The organism is Microbispora sp. CA-102843, from assembly GCF_050936215.1.
GTDB lineage: Bacteria > Actinomycetota > Actinomycetes > Streptosporangiales > Streptosporangiaceae > Microbispora.
The window spans coordinates 9,074,887-9,090,391 of the sequence record NZ_JBNJNF010000001.1; the positions used below are offsets into that span (position 1 = coordinate 9,074,887).

Genomic DNA, 15,505 nt, shown 5'->3' on the forward strand with positions numbered 1-15,505 from the left:
TCGGCTCCCCACCGGTAGCCGGTCACCCTGTCCGGGAATGTCACCACCCGCGTCTCCACTCCTGAAGTCGATTCCTCCACCCGAACGGATTGTGTTATCTCCCGTTGATTTCTAGAGTGTTCGAGCACGCCGACTCCCCTTCCTCCATGGGATAACGGATGCCGAACACGTGGCCGTTGGCCGGGCTTTCCCCTCCGGCCGCCGCAGGAGCAGCGCAACCCGCGCGTTCCGCCGGTCTCCCCGACCGCGAGCACGAGCACGACGAGATGCGGAGCCTCGTGCTGCGCGCCAAGACCGGCGACAGCGAGGCGTTCGGCGTGCTCTACGACCACTACCTGGAGCTGGTCTACCGATACGTCTACTTCCGGGTCGGCAGCCACGCGCTGGCCGAGGACCTGACGAGCGAGACGTTCCTGCGGGCGCTGCGGGGCATCGCCGAGTTCACCTGGCAGGGCCGCGACTTCGGCGCCTGGCTCGTCACGATCGCCCGCAACCTCGTCACCGATCACTACAAGTCGGGCCGCAACCGGCTCGAGGTGACCACCGCCGAGATACTCGACACGCCCCTGGACGGCCCGCACATTCCCGAGAACGCGGTCGTCACGAACATGGTCAACGAGCGCGTGATGCAGGCGATCAAGCAGCTCGGCGCGGAGCAGCAGGAATGCGTGATCCTGCGCTTCCTGCACGGGATGTCGCTCGCGGAGACGGCGAAGATCATGGGCAAGAAGTCCGGGGCGATCAAGGCGCTCCAGTTCCGGGCGATCAGGGCGCTCGCCCGGGCGCTCCCCGACGATCTCGGCTGAGAGCCCCGTAACCATTACCCATACCCCATCGTTGGGCATGTGGCAGGTCGGATCTTCAGGCGGATTTCGCGGGCCGGCCGGGAGGCGACGAACGCTTCCCGAGGGCCCGCGACGGATCTCCGCTGGGCGTCAAGCGGGGAATGGCGGGAGCGGTGATGGGCTGGTGGCGATCCCCGCGCCGCGCGGGCGGCCGGTCGGCGGCCCGCACCCGCGGCGTCGCCGCGCGCGTGGCCGGCCTCCGCTCCGTTCTCGGCGGCGGCCCGAGACCGGAGTTCCGCGAAAGGCTGCGGGCCGAGCTGATGCGCGCCCACGCCGCCGAGCGCGCCGCGGGCAGGCACACGGCGGGAAAGCGTGTGGCGCCCCCAGGCGCATCCCCGCGGCCCCGGCCCCGCCGGTCCCTGCTCGTACGGCTGCGCCCCCCGCTGGTGTTCTGCGTGCTACTGGCGGGGATGTTCGGCACCGGTGTGCGCACCTACCACTCGGTGCCCGGCGAGGTGCTGTATCCGCTGAAGAGGATGGCGGAGTCCACGGTGCTCGACCTCGCGTACGACCAGGAGGATCTGGCGCAGCGGCAGATGGTCGCGGCGCGGCAGCGGGCGAACGAGACCGCCTCGCTGGTGGACACGTCGACCCCGGAGCGCCGCCGGCTGATCGGGCAGACGCTCGACGACATGGAGTCGACCACACGCGCCGCGTTGAGCCGGGTGGCCAGGCAGGGGCGCACCGGCGGCGAGGCGCGCGAGTTCGCCCGTGAGCAGCGCAATCTCGTGGAGCCGCTGCTGCCGAAACTCGACCGGGAAAATCGCGATAAGGCCAACCAATATCTGAGTTATATCGAGTCGTTCACGGGTTCCGGACGTTGACACGTCATGTCCCGCTCCCGTTCCGTCCACTCTCCGGCGGTTAAGCTGATGAGTCATGAGGCGGCTATTGCGACGGCGGGAAGCGGCGGAGATCGCCGGCGAGGTGGCGGCCGCCGCGGCGGTGTCCGTCCCCGAGGTCGTCCCCGACCTCACGGCGGCGGCGTTCTTCGACGTCGACAACACCATGATGCGCGGCGCCTCGATCTACCACTTCGCCCGGGGACTGGCGGCGCGCGGCCTGTTCACCAGCCGTGACCTCATGAAGTTCGCGCTCGGGCAGGCGTGGTTTCGCGTGCGGGGCAACGAGAACCCCGAGCACATCGCCAAGGCCAAGGAGATGGCCCTCGCCTTCGTCGCCGGGCTGAAGGTGGACGAGGTCGTCCGGCTGGGCGAGGAGATCTACGACGACGTGATGGCCGACCGCGTGTGGCAGGGCACCCGCGCGCTGGCCCAGGCGCACCTGGACGCCGGCCAGCGCGTGTGGCTGGTCACCGCCACGCCGGTCGAGCTGGCCCGGGTCATCGCGCAGCGGCTCGGGCTCACCGGCGCGCTCGGCACGGTCGCCGAGACCGCCGACGGCGCCTACACCGGAAGGCTCGTCGGCGACCTGCTGCACGGCCCGGCCAAGGCCGAGGCCATCCGGGCGCTGGCGCGCCGCGAGGGCCTCGACCTGGCCCGCTGCTCGGCCTACAGCGACTCGGCCAACGACCTGCCGATGCTCTCCCTGGTCGGGCACCCGCACGCGATCAACCCGGACAGCGAACTGCGCGAGCACGCCAGGGAGAACGACTGGGAGATCCGCGACTTCCGCACGGGCAGGAAGGCGACGATGATCGGCCTGCCGATCGCCGCGACCGCGGGGGCCATCGCGGGCGGGGTCGCCGCGGGCATCGCCCTGCGCCGCCACTACCGCTCCGCCCTCTGATCAACCCCCCGGTCACCGGCCCGCGGGCTCCGCAGGGGACTCGCGTACGCCCATCAGCGCGGCCGTGACGGCCGTAACGGCGACGAGCGCCGCGGCGATCCAGAACGTGAGCTGGATCGCCCCCAGGGCGGCGCTGCCCGGATCGGCGTGCGACCGGACGTCCGCGGTGAACCTGTGGAGGAACGCGGTGCCGAGAACGGCTACGCCGAGGGTGCCGCCGAACTGCTGGACGGCGTTGAGCAGGCCGGCGGCGGAGCCGGTCTCGTGCGCCCGCACCCGTGACAGGGCCGTGGTGAAGAACGGGACGGTGAACAGCCCGTTTCCCGCTCCGCTGAGCGACAGCGCCGCGAGCAGGGGCCAGGGGTAGCCGTCGGCGGGTGCCGAGTGGTAGACGGCGACGGCGCAGACCAGCCCGGCGAACAGAGCCGCGAGCCCGACTAACATGATCTTCGCTCCGTGGCGGGGAACCAGACGGGCGCCGGCGTACCAGGAGGCGGCGGCCATGGCGGCCGACCACGGGAGCAGGGTGAGCCCGGCGGTCAGGACGTCGCTGCCGAGCCCCAGCTGCACCTGCAGGACGATCGCCACCATCAGTCCGTTCATCACCGCGAAGAACAGCGTGGAGGTCGCCAGCGCGGCCGGGAAGGCCCGGTCGCGGAACAGGCTCGGTTCGATCAGGGGGCTGCGGCCCCGCCCGGCGCGGTGACGCTGGTGCCATCCCAGGACCGCGAGGACGACGACGCCCGCGGCGAGAGCGATCCAGACCCAGGTCGGCCAGCCGGCGGCGTCGCCCTGGATGAGGGGATACACGATCAAGCCGGTGCCGAGCACCACCAGCCCCGTGCCGGGCAGGTCGACGCGGGGAGGGTGAGGCGACCTGCTCTCCCGCAGGGCCGGCCCGATGGCCAGGACGAGGGCGGCGAGGGGAACGTTGACGAGGAACGCCGCCCGCCACGACATGCCGAACAGGTCGGCGCGGGTGAGGAGAGCGCCGAGCACGGGCCCGCAGACGGCGGCCAGGCCCATCACCGGCCCGATGGACCCCATGGCCCTGGCCAGTTCGTCGCCCTCGAACATGGTCCGGATCAGTCCGATGGTCTGCGGAATGACCAACGCGGCCGCGGCTCCCTGGACCGCACGTGTGGTGATGAGCATTCCCGAGCCGGTCGCGCAGGCGCAGATCGCCGATGCCAGCGCGAAGAGGGCGACCCCGGCCGCGAACACCCGCTTCCGTCCGGCGAGATCACCCAGGCGGCCGCCGGGCACCAGCAGCACGGCGAAGGGCAGGGTGTAGGCGGCGCTGAACCACTGGATGTCGGACTCGGCGCCGCCGAAATCGCGGTGGATCACCGGCGCGACCACCGTCGTGATCGTGGCGTCCAGCAGGTTCATCGCCTCGGCGACCAACAGCGCGAGCAGGGCCGCCCACCGCCATCGATATCCCGTCGTGGCGGCGGTGTCCTCCCGTACGAGCATGGCTTGTCCTTCCCGATCGCGTCGTGGGCAGGCAGCAGCCTGGGGCGTACGGGTGGGACGTTCCAGCCAGCAAGCCGAATTTGCGGATTTCTTCCGTGGAGGGCGAAACAGCGAGAGAATCCGACGATGCTGGATGAACTGGACCGGGGTCTCGTCCATGCCCTGCACATCGACGGGCGAGCGCCGTTCAGCCGGATCGCCGATGTCCTCGGCGTGTCCACCCAGACCGTGACGCGCCGTTACCGTCGGCTGCGCGCCGAGGCCGGGCTGCGCGTCGTCGGCCTGCCCGAGCAGGACCGCACCGGCCAGGCACAGTGGGTGGTCAGACTCACCACGACCCCCACCGCGTCTCAGGCTCTGGGGCACGCGCTGGCCCGGCGTCCCGACACCTCCTGGGTCAAGCTGGCCTCCGGAGGCACCGAGATCTTCGCGATCGTCCACGCGGAGGACGACAGCCGGCCGTCACGGTCGCTGCTGCTGCACGACATCCCGCGTACGTCCGGGATCACGGCCGTCTCGGCGCATCTGCTGCTCCACACCTACCTGGGCGGTCCGACCGCCTGGCGCGGACGGCTGCGCACGCTCAGCGACGAGCAGCGACAGGCACTCGCAGGGCCGGCCCCCTCACCCGACAGCCGCGACCAGGTGAGCCTGACGGACGGCGACCGCGTCCTCGTCGACGCCCTGCGCCACGACGGCCGCGCCGGCTATGCCGAACTCGCCGCGGCCACCGGCTGGTCCCCGGCCACCGTGGCGCGCCGTCTGGCCGACCTGCGCGCCAGCGGGACGATCTTCTTCGACGTCGAGGTCGACGTCGCCGGCTACGGCGTCACCGCCCAGGCGCTGCTGTGGATGGCCGTCGCGCCGGCGCATCTGGACCAGGTCGCGGCCACCCTGGCCACCCACGACGAGCTCGCCGTCGTCGCGGCCACCACCGGCGCCACCAACCTGCTCGCCCACGCGCTCTGTGCCGGCCCCGCCGACCTGCACCGCTACCTCACCCGCAGGCTCGGCACGCTCGACCAGATCCGCACCCTGGAGACGGCACCCGTCCTGCACACGCTCAAGGCGGCCGGACACCTCACTCCCGTGGCCGCCCGGCCGGGATTCCGCGCGGCACGCACCTGATCGGCGATCAGGCCGCGGACCGGCGCGGCACGGCCCGCTCGATCAGGCCGGTCAGCTCCCGGTGCACCAGCCCGGGGCGTTCGAAGCCGATCATGTGCCCGGCGCCGGGGATCTGGACGAACCGGGCGCCGGGCAGCGCATCGGCGATCCGGCGGCTGTGGGCGAGCGGGGTGAGCCGGTCTCGCTCACCCACCATGACCAGCGTCTCCGTCCGCTGGAGCGCCTTCAGCGCGGCGAACTTGTCGTGCACCCGGAAGTCGCGGAAGAACCCGACCATGACCTCCGTCGGCGTCGCCGCGGCCATCGCGTTCACCAACCGGATGTGCCGCCGGCTCGCTCCCTTGCCGAAGGCGACGTATCGGGTCACCGGCAGGTTCGTCCAGTCCTTCACGCGGGGCCGCGCGTCGATGGCCGCGGCGCGGGCCAGCATGTTCTCGAACAGCAGGGGCGTGACGCGGGGAGCCAGCCGCCCGAGCGGCCCGGGGAGGCCGAAGGTGCCGGCGTCGAGCCCGCCGGACGAGGTGCTGAGCAGCGCCGCGCCGGCCATCCGCGACTCGACCAGGGCGGGATGCCGGTCCGCGAGCGCCATGATCGTCATGCCGCCCATCGAGTGGCCGACGAGGACGACGGGCAGCCCCTCCGGCACAGTGGCCTCGACGACGGCGGCCAGGTCGTCGCCCAGCCGGTCGATCGTGCACGCCTCCAGCGCCCCGGCCGAGGAGTCGCCGTGCCCGCGCTGGTCGTATAAGACGAGCGTGCCCAGGCCCGCCAGGGCCTCGCGCTGGGGCTGCCAGCAGTGCCGGTTCATCAGCCAGCCGTGCGCGAAGACGACGGCGCAGCGGGGTTCGGGGTGGTCGTCGATCTCCACGGCCAGGCGGACCCCGTCGTCGGTCGTGACCGTCGTCCGGCGCCCGGACGCGCCGTTCGGAGCCGGTGCGGCCTTCGCCCGTCTGGTCTGGATGCGTCGCGCGGTGCCGATCGCCAGGCCGAGGGCGAGCCCGGCGAGGGCGGCGTTCCGCCCCTTGCTCATGGTGGTGCTCCTCCGGAGGTGAGAGTGAGCACACCATACCGACCAGTAGGTCTCTTTGTTAGACGTCGTCGCCAATAAGTTTCCGGCGGTGCCGTGTCAGATCGGGGGAAACGCCGGCCCCCGGCGCAGCCGCAGAGCGTCGAGCTGCCGTTGCATGGTCTCCCGGATGTGGTCGGTCAGGTCGAAGACCAGCATGGGGTCGTCGGCCTCCTCCGGGGCGTACTCGTCGGTCCGGATCGGCTCGCCGAACTCGATCAGCCACTTGGACGGCAGCGGAAGCAGGCCGAGCGGCCCGAGCCAGGGGAACAGCGGCGTGATCGGGAGGTAGGGCAGGCCGAGCAGCCGGGCGAGCGACGGAATGTCACCGATCTTGGGGTAGATCTCCTCCGCCCCCACGATGGCGCACGGGACGATCGGCACCCCGGCCCTGATCGCCGACGCGACGAACCCGCCCCGGCCGAACCGCTGGAGCCGGTAGCGCTCGGAGAACGGCTTGCCGATGCCCTTGAAGCCCTCCGGGAAGACGCCGACGACCTCGCCCTTGCGCAGCAGCCGGTCGGCGTCCTCCGGGCACGCGAGCGTGTGCCCGGACTTGCGGGCCAGGTGCCCGAGCACGGGAAGCTGGTAGACCAGGTGCGCCCCGAGCAGGCGCAGCGGCCTGCCCAGCTCGTCGTGCACCGCGACCTGCAGCATCAGCGCGTCCACGGGCAGCGTGCCGGAGTGGTTGGCCACGATCAGCGCGCCCCTGTTTGGCGGCACGTTGTCGAGCCCGAGGGCCTCGGCCCTGAACCAGTGCCGGTAGAGCGGGCGCAGCGCCTCCATCAGCACCGTGTCGTTGAGGTCGGGGTCGAAGCCGAACTCGTCGATCTCGTACTCGCCGGTGACCCTGCGCCGCAGGAAGGCGAACAGCTCGGCGAGCCGCTCGTCGGCCGTGCTCCCGTCCTCGCGCCGACCCTGGAAGTCGTCCATCAACGTCCCGTCACGAAATCGGCCGGACGAAGTCGGCCAGCCAGTCGACCAGGGCGCGCGGCAGCTCGCCGGGTCCGCCGCGCGATCGGAGGAAGTCGTCGAACGCCGCCGCCGTGCTGTACTTCGGCCGCCAGCCGAGCTCGGCGGCGAGCCTGGTGGTGTCCACCGCGCGGCCGTGGCTCATGAGCGACAGCTGCTCGGGCGAGAAGTCCACCAGCCGCGCGCCCCGGGCGAGCCCGCTGACGAGGCGGAAGGCGGGAGACGGCATCGGGACCACCGGACGGCCCGTGCGCCGCGCGCACTGCGACAGCAGCAGGACGCCGTCGCCCGCGAGGTTGAACACGCCCGGGTGGTCGGCCCGCGCCGTACGGCACAGCACCTCGACGGCGTCGTCCTCGTGGACGAACTGCAGCCGGGGGTCGAAGCCGAGCACGGTGGGCAGCACGGGCTGGGAGAAGTACCGCGTCAGCGGCGAGTCGACGCCCGGCCCCATGAGGTTGGCGAACCGCAGCGTCGTCGTCGTCACGTCGGGCCGGCGCCGGGCGAAGCCCCGCACGTACGTCTCGACCTCGGTGGCGTCCCTGGCGTACCCGGAATGCGACACCTCGACGGGCTCGGTGTCCTCCGCGAACACGGCGGGAGCGTGCGGCGAGGAGCCGTACACGGCCGTGGTGGACCGCACGACCACCCGGCGCACCGTGGCGGAGCGCTGACACGCCGCGAGCAGCTGCATCGTCCCGATGACGTTGTGCTCCTTCATGGCCGGCCGGCCGCCGCCCGTGCCGCTCACCCGGCCACTGCCGCCGGGACCGCTGACCAGGCTGAGATGCACGACGGTGTCGACATCGGCGTCCCTGATGACCTTGATCAGGTCGGGACTGCGCAACGCGACCCGGACGAACTCGGTGCGGCCGAGCGCCGCGCCGTCCTCCCCGGCAGGGGATGGCGGCGGCGCCGTGTCCACGCCGATGACCCGGTCGATCTCCGGGTCGGCCGCGAGCGCGATCGCCACGCGAGCGCCGATGTGACCGGAGACACCGGTGACCAGCACAGTACGAGTCATCGACGCCTCGCCGGGGGTGTGCGTGTTCACGGTCGCCCGGTCCCTTGGGACCGGTGCGCGCTCCGTCTCGGCTACTTCTTGTTACGCCGCTGGATGCGGGTCTTCTTCAGCAGCTTGCGGTGCTTCTTCTTGGCCATGCGCTTGCGGCGCTTCTTGATCACAGAGCCCACGGGACCCCCAGGTGAAGGTGTGACTGTCAGACCGGCGCGCGAGCGCACACCGGCTCAACAGACTACCGGCGATCCGTGGTAGATCGCTCCCCCGGGGGACCCCGCGTCGACCGGGAGTCGGCCACGCCACCGTCAAGCGTGGTCGCCCGGACGGTTCATCCTGCTTCGATGAACGCGTCCCGCAAGTAGTCGTGGACCGCCTGCTCGGGCACTCTGAAGGACCGGCCGACACGGATGGCCGGTAACTCCCCGGAGTGCACAAGCCGGTACACGGTCATCTTGGACACCCGCATGACGGTCGCCACCTCGGCCACCGTCAAGAACTTCACCTCGCTGAGAGGTCTTTCGCCTGCACCCATCGGACGCCTCTTCCGCACGTGTTTCCGGGTTATCCCCACTGGTGCCATTGCTCACGCACGTGTACTGCTGTCAGCGTAAGTCCGGACCCCGAGTAGGCAAACCCCTCATTCCATCAGTCAACGGAGCCGTGTGCCGTCAAAATCGGGAAAGTCGCTGGCAGCAGCCGGGCCGTGCCCCTCGCCTCAATCTTGGAACGGACCAACTTCTCTCACATTAGAGTCGCCCAGACACACGAAAAAGTTGGCAAACGGTCGACACAGAGGTACAAAAGCGGGCGCGAAATGCCCGGTTTGGGAGGTCCGGAAGGGGAGTCAGAGGCTGCGGGCGACCCGGGCGAGCAGGTACGCCGTCAACGGAGCGTAGAAGCGCGGCAGCACGTTGTCATCCAAGGGCACGGTGACGGCGATCTTCCCCTCGGCCTCGCCCACGAACAGCGCGGGGTCGTTGCTGTCGGCGAAGCCCACGGTCTCGACCCCTGCCTCGCCCGCGGCCCCGGCCCAGCCGTGGTCGGCGATCACGAAGTCGGGCCGCTCGTCGGCCAGCATCGCCTCCATCGGCGCCGCCTCGTGGGTGTGCACGAACGTGCCCCGGTCCTCCAGCATCGCCACGCCGTCGAGGTAGCGGATCCGCCTGCGGCGGCCGAGACCGCCGACGTACGTCCACCCCTCGGCCGGGAAGAGCAGGGTCGCCCCGTTCTCCGCGAGGAACCGCGCCAGCGCGAGGTGGATGGTGAGCAGGCCTGTCGGGTGCCCGGTGGCGAGCACGATCCGGGGCGAGCCGCGCCGGAGCACCTTGGCGATCCGCTCGCCCATCTCCTCGACGGCGTCGATGGTCCGCTCGGGGTCGATCGTGTCGGGGCCTTCGCGGTGGCCGGGATCGGCCGCCACCCCCGCCTTGCCGGCCATGAGCGCCAGCACCTCGTGGTAGGACCACTCGCCTTCGAAGGTGAGCCCGAAGAGGTAGTGCGGGTCGCGCAGCGCGAGCGACCGGTAGTGGTCGAGGTTGTTCTCGCGGCTGGTCGCCACGTCACCCGCGATGGCGGTCCGGACAAGGTGTTCGCGCAGTTCGGCTCGGGTGGGCTTTCGGGAGGGTGGTGGTGCGGTCACGACAGGTACAGCGCTCCTCGGCTCGGCATGATTCCAGACCTCTCACGGCATGGGGTCCAGGCCGTGGAAGGGGAACACCGCGTTCCTGGTCGCCATGACGGCCCGGTCGACGGCGTCGGCCGGATCGTACCCTTCCGAAATATCCCGCCATTGCGGGTGCCGTCCGTCCGTCATCGTCAGAGGCGGTATCTCCCCGGTGCGCTCCTCCACGTACGTCCGCCAGGTCGCCGGTGTGGCGGTCGACGGTTCGACGGGGCGTCCCAGCGCCTCGGCGATCAGATGCGTCCACGCCCGCGGCACGACCTGGACCAGTTCGTATCCCCCGCCGCCCACCGCGATCCACCGGCCGCCGGCGGTCTCGTGGGCCAGCCGATGCAGCGCGGCGTACGCCGTGCGCTGCCCGTCCACGCTGAGCATGAGATGGGCCAGCGGGTCGAGGGCGTGGCTGTCGCAGCCCTGCTGGGTGACCAGGATCTGCGGCGCGAAGGCGCGCAGCAGCGGCGGGACCACCGCGTGGAAGGCGCGCAGCCATCCGGTGTCGCCGCACCCGGCCGGCAGCGCGACGTTGACCGCGGTGCCCTCCGCGCCGGTCTCCTGAGGGAAGCCGGTGCCGGGGAACAGCGTGCGCGGGCTCTCGTGCAGGCTGATCGTGAGCACCCTCGGGTCGTCGTAGAACGCCGTCTGCACGCCGTCGCCGTGGTGCACGTCCACGTCCACGTACGCGATCCTCGTCGCGCCCTGCGACAGCAGCCACGCGATGGCGACGGCCGGGTCGTTGTAGACGCAGAAGCCGCTGGCGGCGCCGGGCATGGCGTGGTGCAGCCCGCCCGCGACGTTGACCGCGTGCTCGGCCTCGCCCGTCCACACCGCCCTGGCGGCGGCCAGCGTCGCGCCGGTGACCAGGGCGGACGCCTCGTGCACGCCCACGAAGGCGGGGTTGTCCTCGGTGCCGAGCCCGTAGCGCAGGTCGGGACGGCCGTCCTTGGAGACGTTCTTGACCGCCTCGATGTAGTCCCGGTTGTGCACCAGCGCGATCTCGTCCTCGGTGGCGGGGGCGCAGCCGGTCATCACGGCGCCGTCGAGCACGCCCAGGTCGCGGGCGAGCGCCATGGTGAGCTCGACGCGTACGGGCGCGAGCGGATGGCCGGGCCCGAAGTCGTAAGAAACCAGAGCGTCGTCCCAGACGACCCGCACCGCCTGACTCATGCCGCGACGGTACCGCACAGGCCGTCGACGCCCTTCATTCGGGCGTCACACGCCCGATCAGTCCGTACGCAGGGCGACGACGGGGTCGAGCCTGGCCGCCCGCCGGGCGGGGGCGACGCCGAAGAAGACGCCGACGGCCGCGGAGACCCCGAAGGCGAGCGCGATCGACCACCAGGTGATCGACGCCGGCACCGGCGAGACCGCCTGGATCAGCAGCGCCCCGCCGACCCCGGTCAGGATGCCGATCACACCGCCGATCGTGGTCAGCAGCACGGCCTCGATCAGGAACTGGCCGAGGATGTCGCGGCCCCGGGCGCCGAGGGCCTTGCGCAGGCCGATCTCCTTGGTCCGCTCCCTGACGCTGACCAGCATGATGTTGGACACCCCGACGCCGCCGACCAGCAGGGAGATCCCCGCGATGGCGGCCAGCACGCCCGTCAGCATGCCGAGGACCGTGCCGATCGTGCCGAGAAGCTGGGTCTGCGTGACGGCCGAGAACGTCTCGCCCGGGTAGCGGGCGGCCAGGGCGGCCACGACCCGCTGCCGCAACGGTTCGATCTCGTCCGGGCCGGAGGCGCCGACGGCGATGCCGTTGATCCTCGGCAGCCCGATCAGCCGCTGCGCGGTGGTGACCGGCAGATGCACCTCCTGGTCCCGCGCCACCCCGAACGTGGATCCGACGGTCTCGTACACGCCGATCACCCGGAACCGCACTCCTGCGATCGTGACCTGGCGGCCGATCGGATCGACGTCCCCGAACAGCTTGGCCGCGACCTCCGAGCCGAGGATCACCACCCGCCGCCGCGTGTCCACGTCGGTCTCGGTGAGATAGCGCCCCCGGCGCAGCGGCCGGTCGAAGACGTGCGGCATGTTCTCGTCGGTCCCGGTGAGCGTGGCGAACACCTCCACACGGCCCACCCGGACCGGCTCGCCGGAGTTCACCGCGACCGTCACCTTCGAGGGGTCGCCGACCACGCGCCGCACGTACGCGACGTCCGACAGGTCGAGGCGGCTCTGCGTGGGGGCCGCGCCCAGCCCCACCTGCCCGGGGACCACGAGGATGATGTTGCTGCCGAGCCCCGCGATCTCCTTCTCCACGGCGTTCTTGGCCCCGGTGCCGATGGCGACGAGGATCACGACAGAGAGCACGCCGATGATCACGCCGAGCATGGTCAGCATGCTGCGCAGCCGGTTGACCCGCAGCGCCTCCACCGCCATCCGCAGCGCCTCGGCGGTCCTCATTCGTCACGCTCGATCCGGCCGTCCCGTACGTGGATCTGGCGGCGGGCCCGGGCGGCGACCTCGGCGTCGTGGGTGACGAGGACGACGGCGACGCCGCCCTCGTTGAGCCGTTCGAGCAGGCCCATCACCTCCTCGCCGTTGCGGGTGTCGAGGTTGCCCGTGGGCTCGTCGGCCAGCAGCACCCGGGGATCGCCCACCAGCGCCCGGGCGATCGCCACCCGCTGCTGCTCGCCGCCGGACATCTGGGACGGCCGGTGCGTGAGCCGGTGGCCGAGCCCGACCGCCTCAAGCGCCGCCCTGGCCCGCTCCCTGCGCTCGGCGCGGGACACGCCCCGGTAGACCAGCGGCAGCGCCACGTTGTCGAGCGCGGACGTGCGGGCCAGCAGGTGGAAGGACTGGAACACGAAGCCGATCGTGCGGTTGCGCAGATCGGCCAGCCCGGCGTCGTCGAGCGTCGCCACGTCCACACCGTTCACCCGCAGCGTGCCGGAGGTCGGCCGGTCGAGGCAGCCGAGCAGGTGCATGAGCGTGGACTTGCCCGAGCCGGACGGGCCCACGATCGCCGCGAACTCCCCCCGCCCGATGCGCAGGCTCACCCCGCGCAGCGCGTCGACCAGCACCCCGCCGTCCAGCCGGTAGGAGCGGGTGAGGCCGATCGCCTCGAACGCCGGCGGTGCCGCCGGCGCCGTCCCGGAAGCCGTCACCGGCGTCGCCGGCGTGGCGGGCCCGCCGGCACGGTCGTCGTGGCTCACGACAGCGACTGGCCGGGGCGTATGGCGTCGGCACCCCTGACGACCACCTGCTCGCCCGGGGACACCCCGCTGAGGATCTCCACGACCGCGTCGCCCTGCGCGCCCAGCCGGACGACCCGCCGCTCGGCCTTGCCGCCGCGTACCGCCCACACGATCGTCTCCCGGCCGCTCGTCACGATCGCCGACGCGGGCACGGCGGTGGCGTTCTCCGACCGGCGTACGGCCAGCCGCACCACGGCGCTCATCCCCGGCTTGGGCGCGGGGGCCGCGCCGCCGTCGTCGTAGGCGCCCCGGCCCAGGCGCAGCCGTACGGGATAGCTGACCCCGCCGGTCGCGCCCTCCTTGGGGGTGACCCCCACGCCCGTCACGGTGGCGGTGTACGTCGCGCCGGTCACCGCGTCGAACTCGACCTCGGCCGGTGTGCCCCTGCGCACCAGCAGCACGTCGGTCTCGTCCACGTCGGCGGACAACGTGAGCACGGACACGTCGGTCACCGTGACCAGCGGGTCCCCGGCGGCCACCGGGACGCCGGTGGCGATCGTCCCGCCGGAACGGCCCGCCGGAGCGGCCGCCGCGGCTCCCGCCTGGCCCGCCAGCCCGGCCGGCAGCTGCGAGACCAGCGCCCCGAGGCCGGCCGCGCCCGAGGCGGAGGACGCGCCGCCGAGCGTGACCACGCCGCCGAACGGCGCCCTGACGACCAGGGCGTCCACGGTCTGCTCAGCCGCGCGCACGGCCGCCCTGGTCTGGGACCTCGACGCCACACGCAGGGACGCCATGGACGCGCTCAGCCCGCTCATCCCCGCGTTCACCTGGCCGCTCACCTGCGACAGCGTCTGGTCGAGCGAGCGGGTCAGCCCGTCGAGCACCTCGCCGAGCGCCCGCCGCTGGGCCCGCCGGTGCTTGTCCGCGGCGTCGATGGCGGCCAGCAGCCGGGCCCTGGCCGCGCGGTCGTCGATCGACCTGGCCGCCTTCCTGGCCTTGGCGAACGACCGGTCGACGTGCGCGTCGAGCGAACTCGGCAGTCGCAGGCGCGGCAGCCGTACGCTCACCGGAGCGCCGCCGAAGGACACCGGGCGGGCGGCCTGCCTGTCGGCCTTCCGCGCGGCCGAGAGCTGCTGCCTGGCCTGCGGAGAGCTGATCCTGGCGAGGATCTGGCCCTTCTTCACCGTGTCGCCGTCCTGGACGTACAGGCGGGCGACCGTGCCGGAGGCGGGGGCGGTCAGGGTGGCCGTCGCACGCGCGCCCACCGTCGCCGGGGCCTCGACGACCTCGCTGACAGTGGTCCTGGTGACCACCGCCACCGGGGCTTTCCGCGGTTCTGACGAGGAGCACCCGGCGGCGAGCAGGACGGCGAGAAGCGGGACGATCCCGCGACGAGACGTCACCCGCCAATCGTAAAGCGGTGGTCATCTTCCGTCCCGGGAATGCCGGTCGGCACAGGGCATCGGCGCGGCAACCGGGACACTGTCCGTGAACCGGGGCAGTGTCAGGAGGAAGCGCCGTATGTCAGCCGGCGGCGAGACGGCGGCTGCGCTCGCAGGCCGCCTCGATCGCGTCGAGGAACGCGGCCCGCACCTTGTGGCGCTCCAGTTCGGCGATGGCGGCGATCGTCGTGCCTCCCGGCGAGGTCACGGCCTCGCGCAGGATCACCGGGTGTTCCCCCGAGTCGCGCAGCATGATCGCGGCGCCGACGATCGACTGGGTGACCATGTCGAGGGCGGCGGCGCGCGGCATGCCCAGCAGGATCCCGGCGTCGACCATGGCCTCGACCAGGTAGAAGAAGTACGCCGGGCCGCTGCCGGACAGGGCGGTGGCGGCGTCCTGCTGCGACTCGGGGATGCGCAGCACCTTGCCCACCGGGCTGAGCAGCTCCTCGGTGCGCTTGAGGTGCTCCTCGGAGGCGTGCGCCCCGGCCGAGATGACGCTCATGGCCTCGTCCACCAGGACGGGCGTGTTGGACATGACGCGCACGACCGCCACGCCGTCTCCGAGCCTCGCCTCCACGAACGCGGTCGTGATGCCGGCGGCCACCGAGATCACCAGCCGGTCGGCGGCCACATGCGGGGAGACCTCGGTCAGCAGCGCGCCCATGTCCTGCGGCTTGACCGCGAGGATCAGCGTCTCGGCCAGCTTGGCGGCCTCGGCGTTGCTCGCGACCCGCACGCCGTACCGCTCGCGCAGCGCCTCGGCCCGCTCGGGCCTGCGGGCCGTCGCCACGATCTCGTCCGGCCGCAGACCGGCGCGTACCAGCCCGGAGAGCAGGGCCTCGCCCATCTTTCCGGTCCCGAGAATCGCGATCATTCCTGCACCTCTTCTGGGCTTCGCCGGGATCTCCCCGCAGCCTACCGACCTCGCGGGACGGAGCCGAATGCGCTGCGCCCGTGGTGTTCCGCCAATCGGATCGCGGAA

16 protein-coding genes are annotated in these 15,505 nt (G+C 72.1%); 4 read left to right on the top strand and 12 right to left on the bottom strand.

All coding sequences use genetic code 11. From position 1 onward, the window contains the following. The first annotated feature begins 158 nt into the window (after window positions 1-158). The 3 genes from ACQEVJ_RS42265 (at window position 159) to ACQEVJ_RS42275 (ending at window position 2,594) form a co-directional block, all read left to right on the top strand. Window positions 159-806: a sigma-70 family RNA polymerase sigma factor gene (locus tag ACQEVJ_RS42265; protein ID WP_433110691.1), complete on the top strand. Its 648-nt coding sequence runs from the start codon at window positions 159-161 to the stop codon at window positions 804-806. 155 nt (window positions 807-961) lie between these two features. Then, the gene (locus ACQEVJ_RS42270; RefSeq protein WP_433110693.1) at window positions 962-1,669 is read left to right on the top strand and encodes a DUF5667 domain-containing protein; all 708 of its coding nucleotides are present in this window, start codon (window positions 962-964) and stop codon (window positions 1,667-1,669) included. A 55-nt stretch (window positions 1,670-1,724) separates the two neighbouring features. Next, entirely contained in the window at window positions 1,725-2,594 is an 870-nt protein-coding gene (locus ACQEVJ_RS42275; RefSeq protein WP_433110695.1) for an HAD family hydrolase, read from the top strand. Between the two features lie 12 nt (window positions 2,595-2,606). On the opposite strand, the gene ACQEVJ_RS42280 is transcribed toward ACQEVJ_RS42275, so the two are convergent. Beyond that, window positions 2,607-4,070 (bottom strand): MFS transporter, encoded by a 1,464-nt coding sequence (locus ACQEVJ_RS42280; protein WP_433110697.1) that lies wholly within the window; start codon window positions 4,068-4,070, stop codon window positions 2,607-2,609. Between the two features lie 126 nt (window positions 4,071-4,196). Between ACQEVJ_RS42280 and ACQEVJ_RS42285 the strand changes: the two genes are divergently transcribed. Further along, complete coding sequence (locus ACQEVJ_RS42285; protein ID WP_433110699.1) at window positions 4,197-5,198, top strand: Lrp/AsnC family transcriptional regulator; 1,002 nt, start codon at window positions 4,197-4,199, stop codon at window positions 5,196-5,198. A gap of 7 nt (window positions 5,199-5,205) precedes the next feature. Here the strand turns inward: ACQEVJ_RS42285 and ACQEVJ_RS42290 are convergent, their stop codons facing one another. The 11 genes from ACQEVJ_RS42290 to proC all read right to left on the bottom strand — a co-directional run bounded on the left by ACQEVJ_RS42290 (window position 5,206) and on the right by proC (window position 15,397). Further along, window positions 5,206-6,228, bottom strand: coding sequence for an alpha/beta fold hydrolase (locus ACQEVJ_RS42290; protein ID WP_433110701.1), 1,023 nt, complete (start codon window positions 6,226-6,228; stop codon window positions 5,206-5,208). 96 nt (window positions 6,229-6,324) lie between these two features. Then, the gene (locus ACQEVJ_RS42295; protein ID WP_433110703.1) at window positions 6,325-7,197 is read right to left on the bottom strand and encodes a lysophospholipid acyltransferase family protein; all 873 of its coding nucleotides are present in this window, start codon (window positions 7,195-7,197) and stop codon (window positions 6,325-6,327) included. A 10-nt stretch (window positions 7,198-7,207) separates the two neighbouring features. Then, window positions 7,208-8,290 carry an NAD-dependent epimerase/dehydratase family protein gene (locus ACQEVJ_RS42300; protein WP_433110705.1) on the bottom strand — a complete coding sequence of 361 codons (1,083 nt, stop codon included), beginning with the start codon at window positions 8,288-8,290 and terminating at the stop codon, window positions 7,208-7,210. Window positions 8,291-8,331: 41 nt separating this feature from the next. Continuing rightward, window positions 8,332-8,430, bottom strand: coding sequence for a 30S ribosomal protein bS22 (locus tag ACQEVJ_RS42305; protein WP_018654693.1), 99 nt, complete (start codon window positions 8,428-8,430; stop codon window positions 8,332-8,334). Window positions 8,431-8,585: 155 nt separating this feature from the next. Next, the gene (locus tag ACQEVJ_RS42310; RefSeq protein WP_030456159.1) at window positions 8,586-8,789 is read right to left on the bottom strand and encodes a helix-turn-helix domain-containing protein; all 204 of its coding nucleotides are present in this window, start codon (window positions 8,787-8,789) and stop codon (window positions 8,586-8,588) included. Window positions 8,790-9,101: 312 nt separating this feature from the next. Next, window positions 9,102-9,896 carry a phosphatase gene (locus tag ACQEVJ_RS42315; protein ID WP_433110707.1) on the bottom strand — a complete coding sequence of 265 codons (795 nt, stop codon included), beginning with the start codon at window positions 9,894-9,896 and terminating at the stop codon, window positions 9,102-9,104. 42 nt (window positions 9,897-9,938) lie between these two features. Next, window positions 9,939-11,102, bottom strand: a complete 1,164-nt coding sequence (locus ACQEVJ_RS42320) for an acetoin utilization protein AcuC (protein ID WP_433110709.1) — start codon at window positions 11,100-11,102, stop codon at window positions 9,939-9,941. A gap of 57 nt (window positions 11,103-11,159) precedes the next feature. Beyond that, complete coding sequence (locus ACQEVJ_RS42325; RefSeq protein WP_433110711.1) at window positions 11,160-12,344, bottom strand: ABC transporter permease; 1,185 nt, start codon at window positions 12,342-12,344, stop codon at window positions 11,160-11,162. After that, the gene (locus tag ACQEVJ_RS42330) at window positions 12,341-13,048 is read right to left on the bottom strand and encodes an ABC transporter ATP-binding protein (protein WP_433113252.1); all 708 of its coding nucleotides are present in this window, start codon (window positions 13,046-13,048) and stop codon (window positions 12,341-12,343) included. Before ACQEVJ_RS42330 ends, ACQEVJ_RS42325 begins: the two co-directional genes overlap by 4 nt. A 44-nt stretch (window positions 13,049-13,092) precedes the next feature. After that, complete coding sequence (locus tag ACQEVJ_RS42335; protein ID WP_433110713.1) at window positions 13,093-14,481, bottom strand: efflux RND transporter periplasmic adaptor subunit; 1,389 nt, start codon at window positions 14,479-14,481, stop codon at window positions 13,093-13,095. A gap of 121 nt (window positions 14,482-14,602) precedes the next feature. Continuing rightward, window positions 14,603-15,397 carry a pyrroline-5-carboxylate reductase gene (proC, locus tag ACQEVJ_RS42340; protein WP_433110715.1) on the bottom strand — a complete coding sequence of 265 codons (795 nt, stop codon included), beginning with the start codon at window positions 15,395-15,397 and terminating at the stop codon, window positions 14,603-14,605. Between the last annotated feature and the right edge of the window lie 108 nt (window positions 15,398-15,505).

Bases quoted from the DNA above. Each gene is read 5' to 3' on its own strand.
- ACQEVJ_RS42275 (WP_433110695.1), top strand. From the start codon at position 1,725: ATGAGGCGGCTATTGCGACGGCGGGAAGCGGCGGAGATCGCCGGCGAG.
- ACQEVJ_RS42265 (WP_433110691.1), top strand. From the start codon at position 159: ATGCCGAACACGTGGCCGTTGGCCGGGCTTTCCCCTCCGGCCGCCGCA.
- proC (WP_433110715.1), bottom strand. From the start codon at position 15,397: ATGATCGCGATTCTCGGGACCGGAAAGATGGGCGAGGCCCTGCTCTCC.
- ACQEVJ_RS42310 (WP_030456159.1), bottom strand. From the start codon at position 8,789: ATGGGTGCAGGCGAAAGACCTCTCAGCGAGGTGAAGTTCTTGACGGTG.
- ACQEVJ_RS42320 (WP_433110709.1), bottom strand. From the start codon at position 11,102: ATGAGTCAGGCGGTGCGGGTCGTCTGGGACGACGCTCTGGTTTCTTAC.
- ACQEVJ_RS42325 (WP_433110711.1), bottom strand. From the start codon at position 12,344: ATGAGGACCGCCGAGGCGCTGCGGATGGCGGTGGAGGCGCTGCGGGTC.
- ACQEVJ_RS42270 (WP_433110693.1), top strand. From the start codon at position 962: ATGGGCTGGTGGCGATCCCCGCGCCGCGCGGGCGGCCGGTCGGCGGCC.
- ACQEVJ_RS42285 (WP_433110699.1), top strand. From the start codon at position 4,197: ATGCTGGATGAACTGGACCGGGGTCTCGTCCATGCCCTGCACATCGAC.
- ACQEVJ_RS42295 (WP_433110703.1), bottom strand. From the start codon at position 7,197: ATGGACGACTTCCAGGGTCGGCGCGAGGACGGGAGCACGGCCGACGAG.
- ACQEVJ_RS42290 (WP_433110701.1), bottom strand. From the start codon at position 6,228: ATGAGCAAGGGGCGGAACGCCGCCCTCGCCGGGCTCGCCCTCGGCCTG.
- ACQEVJ_RS42280 (WP_433110697.1), bottom strand. From the start codon at position 4,070: ATGCTCGTACGGGAGGACACCGCCGCCACGACGGGATATCGATGGCGG.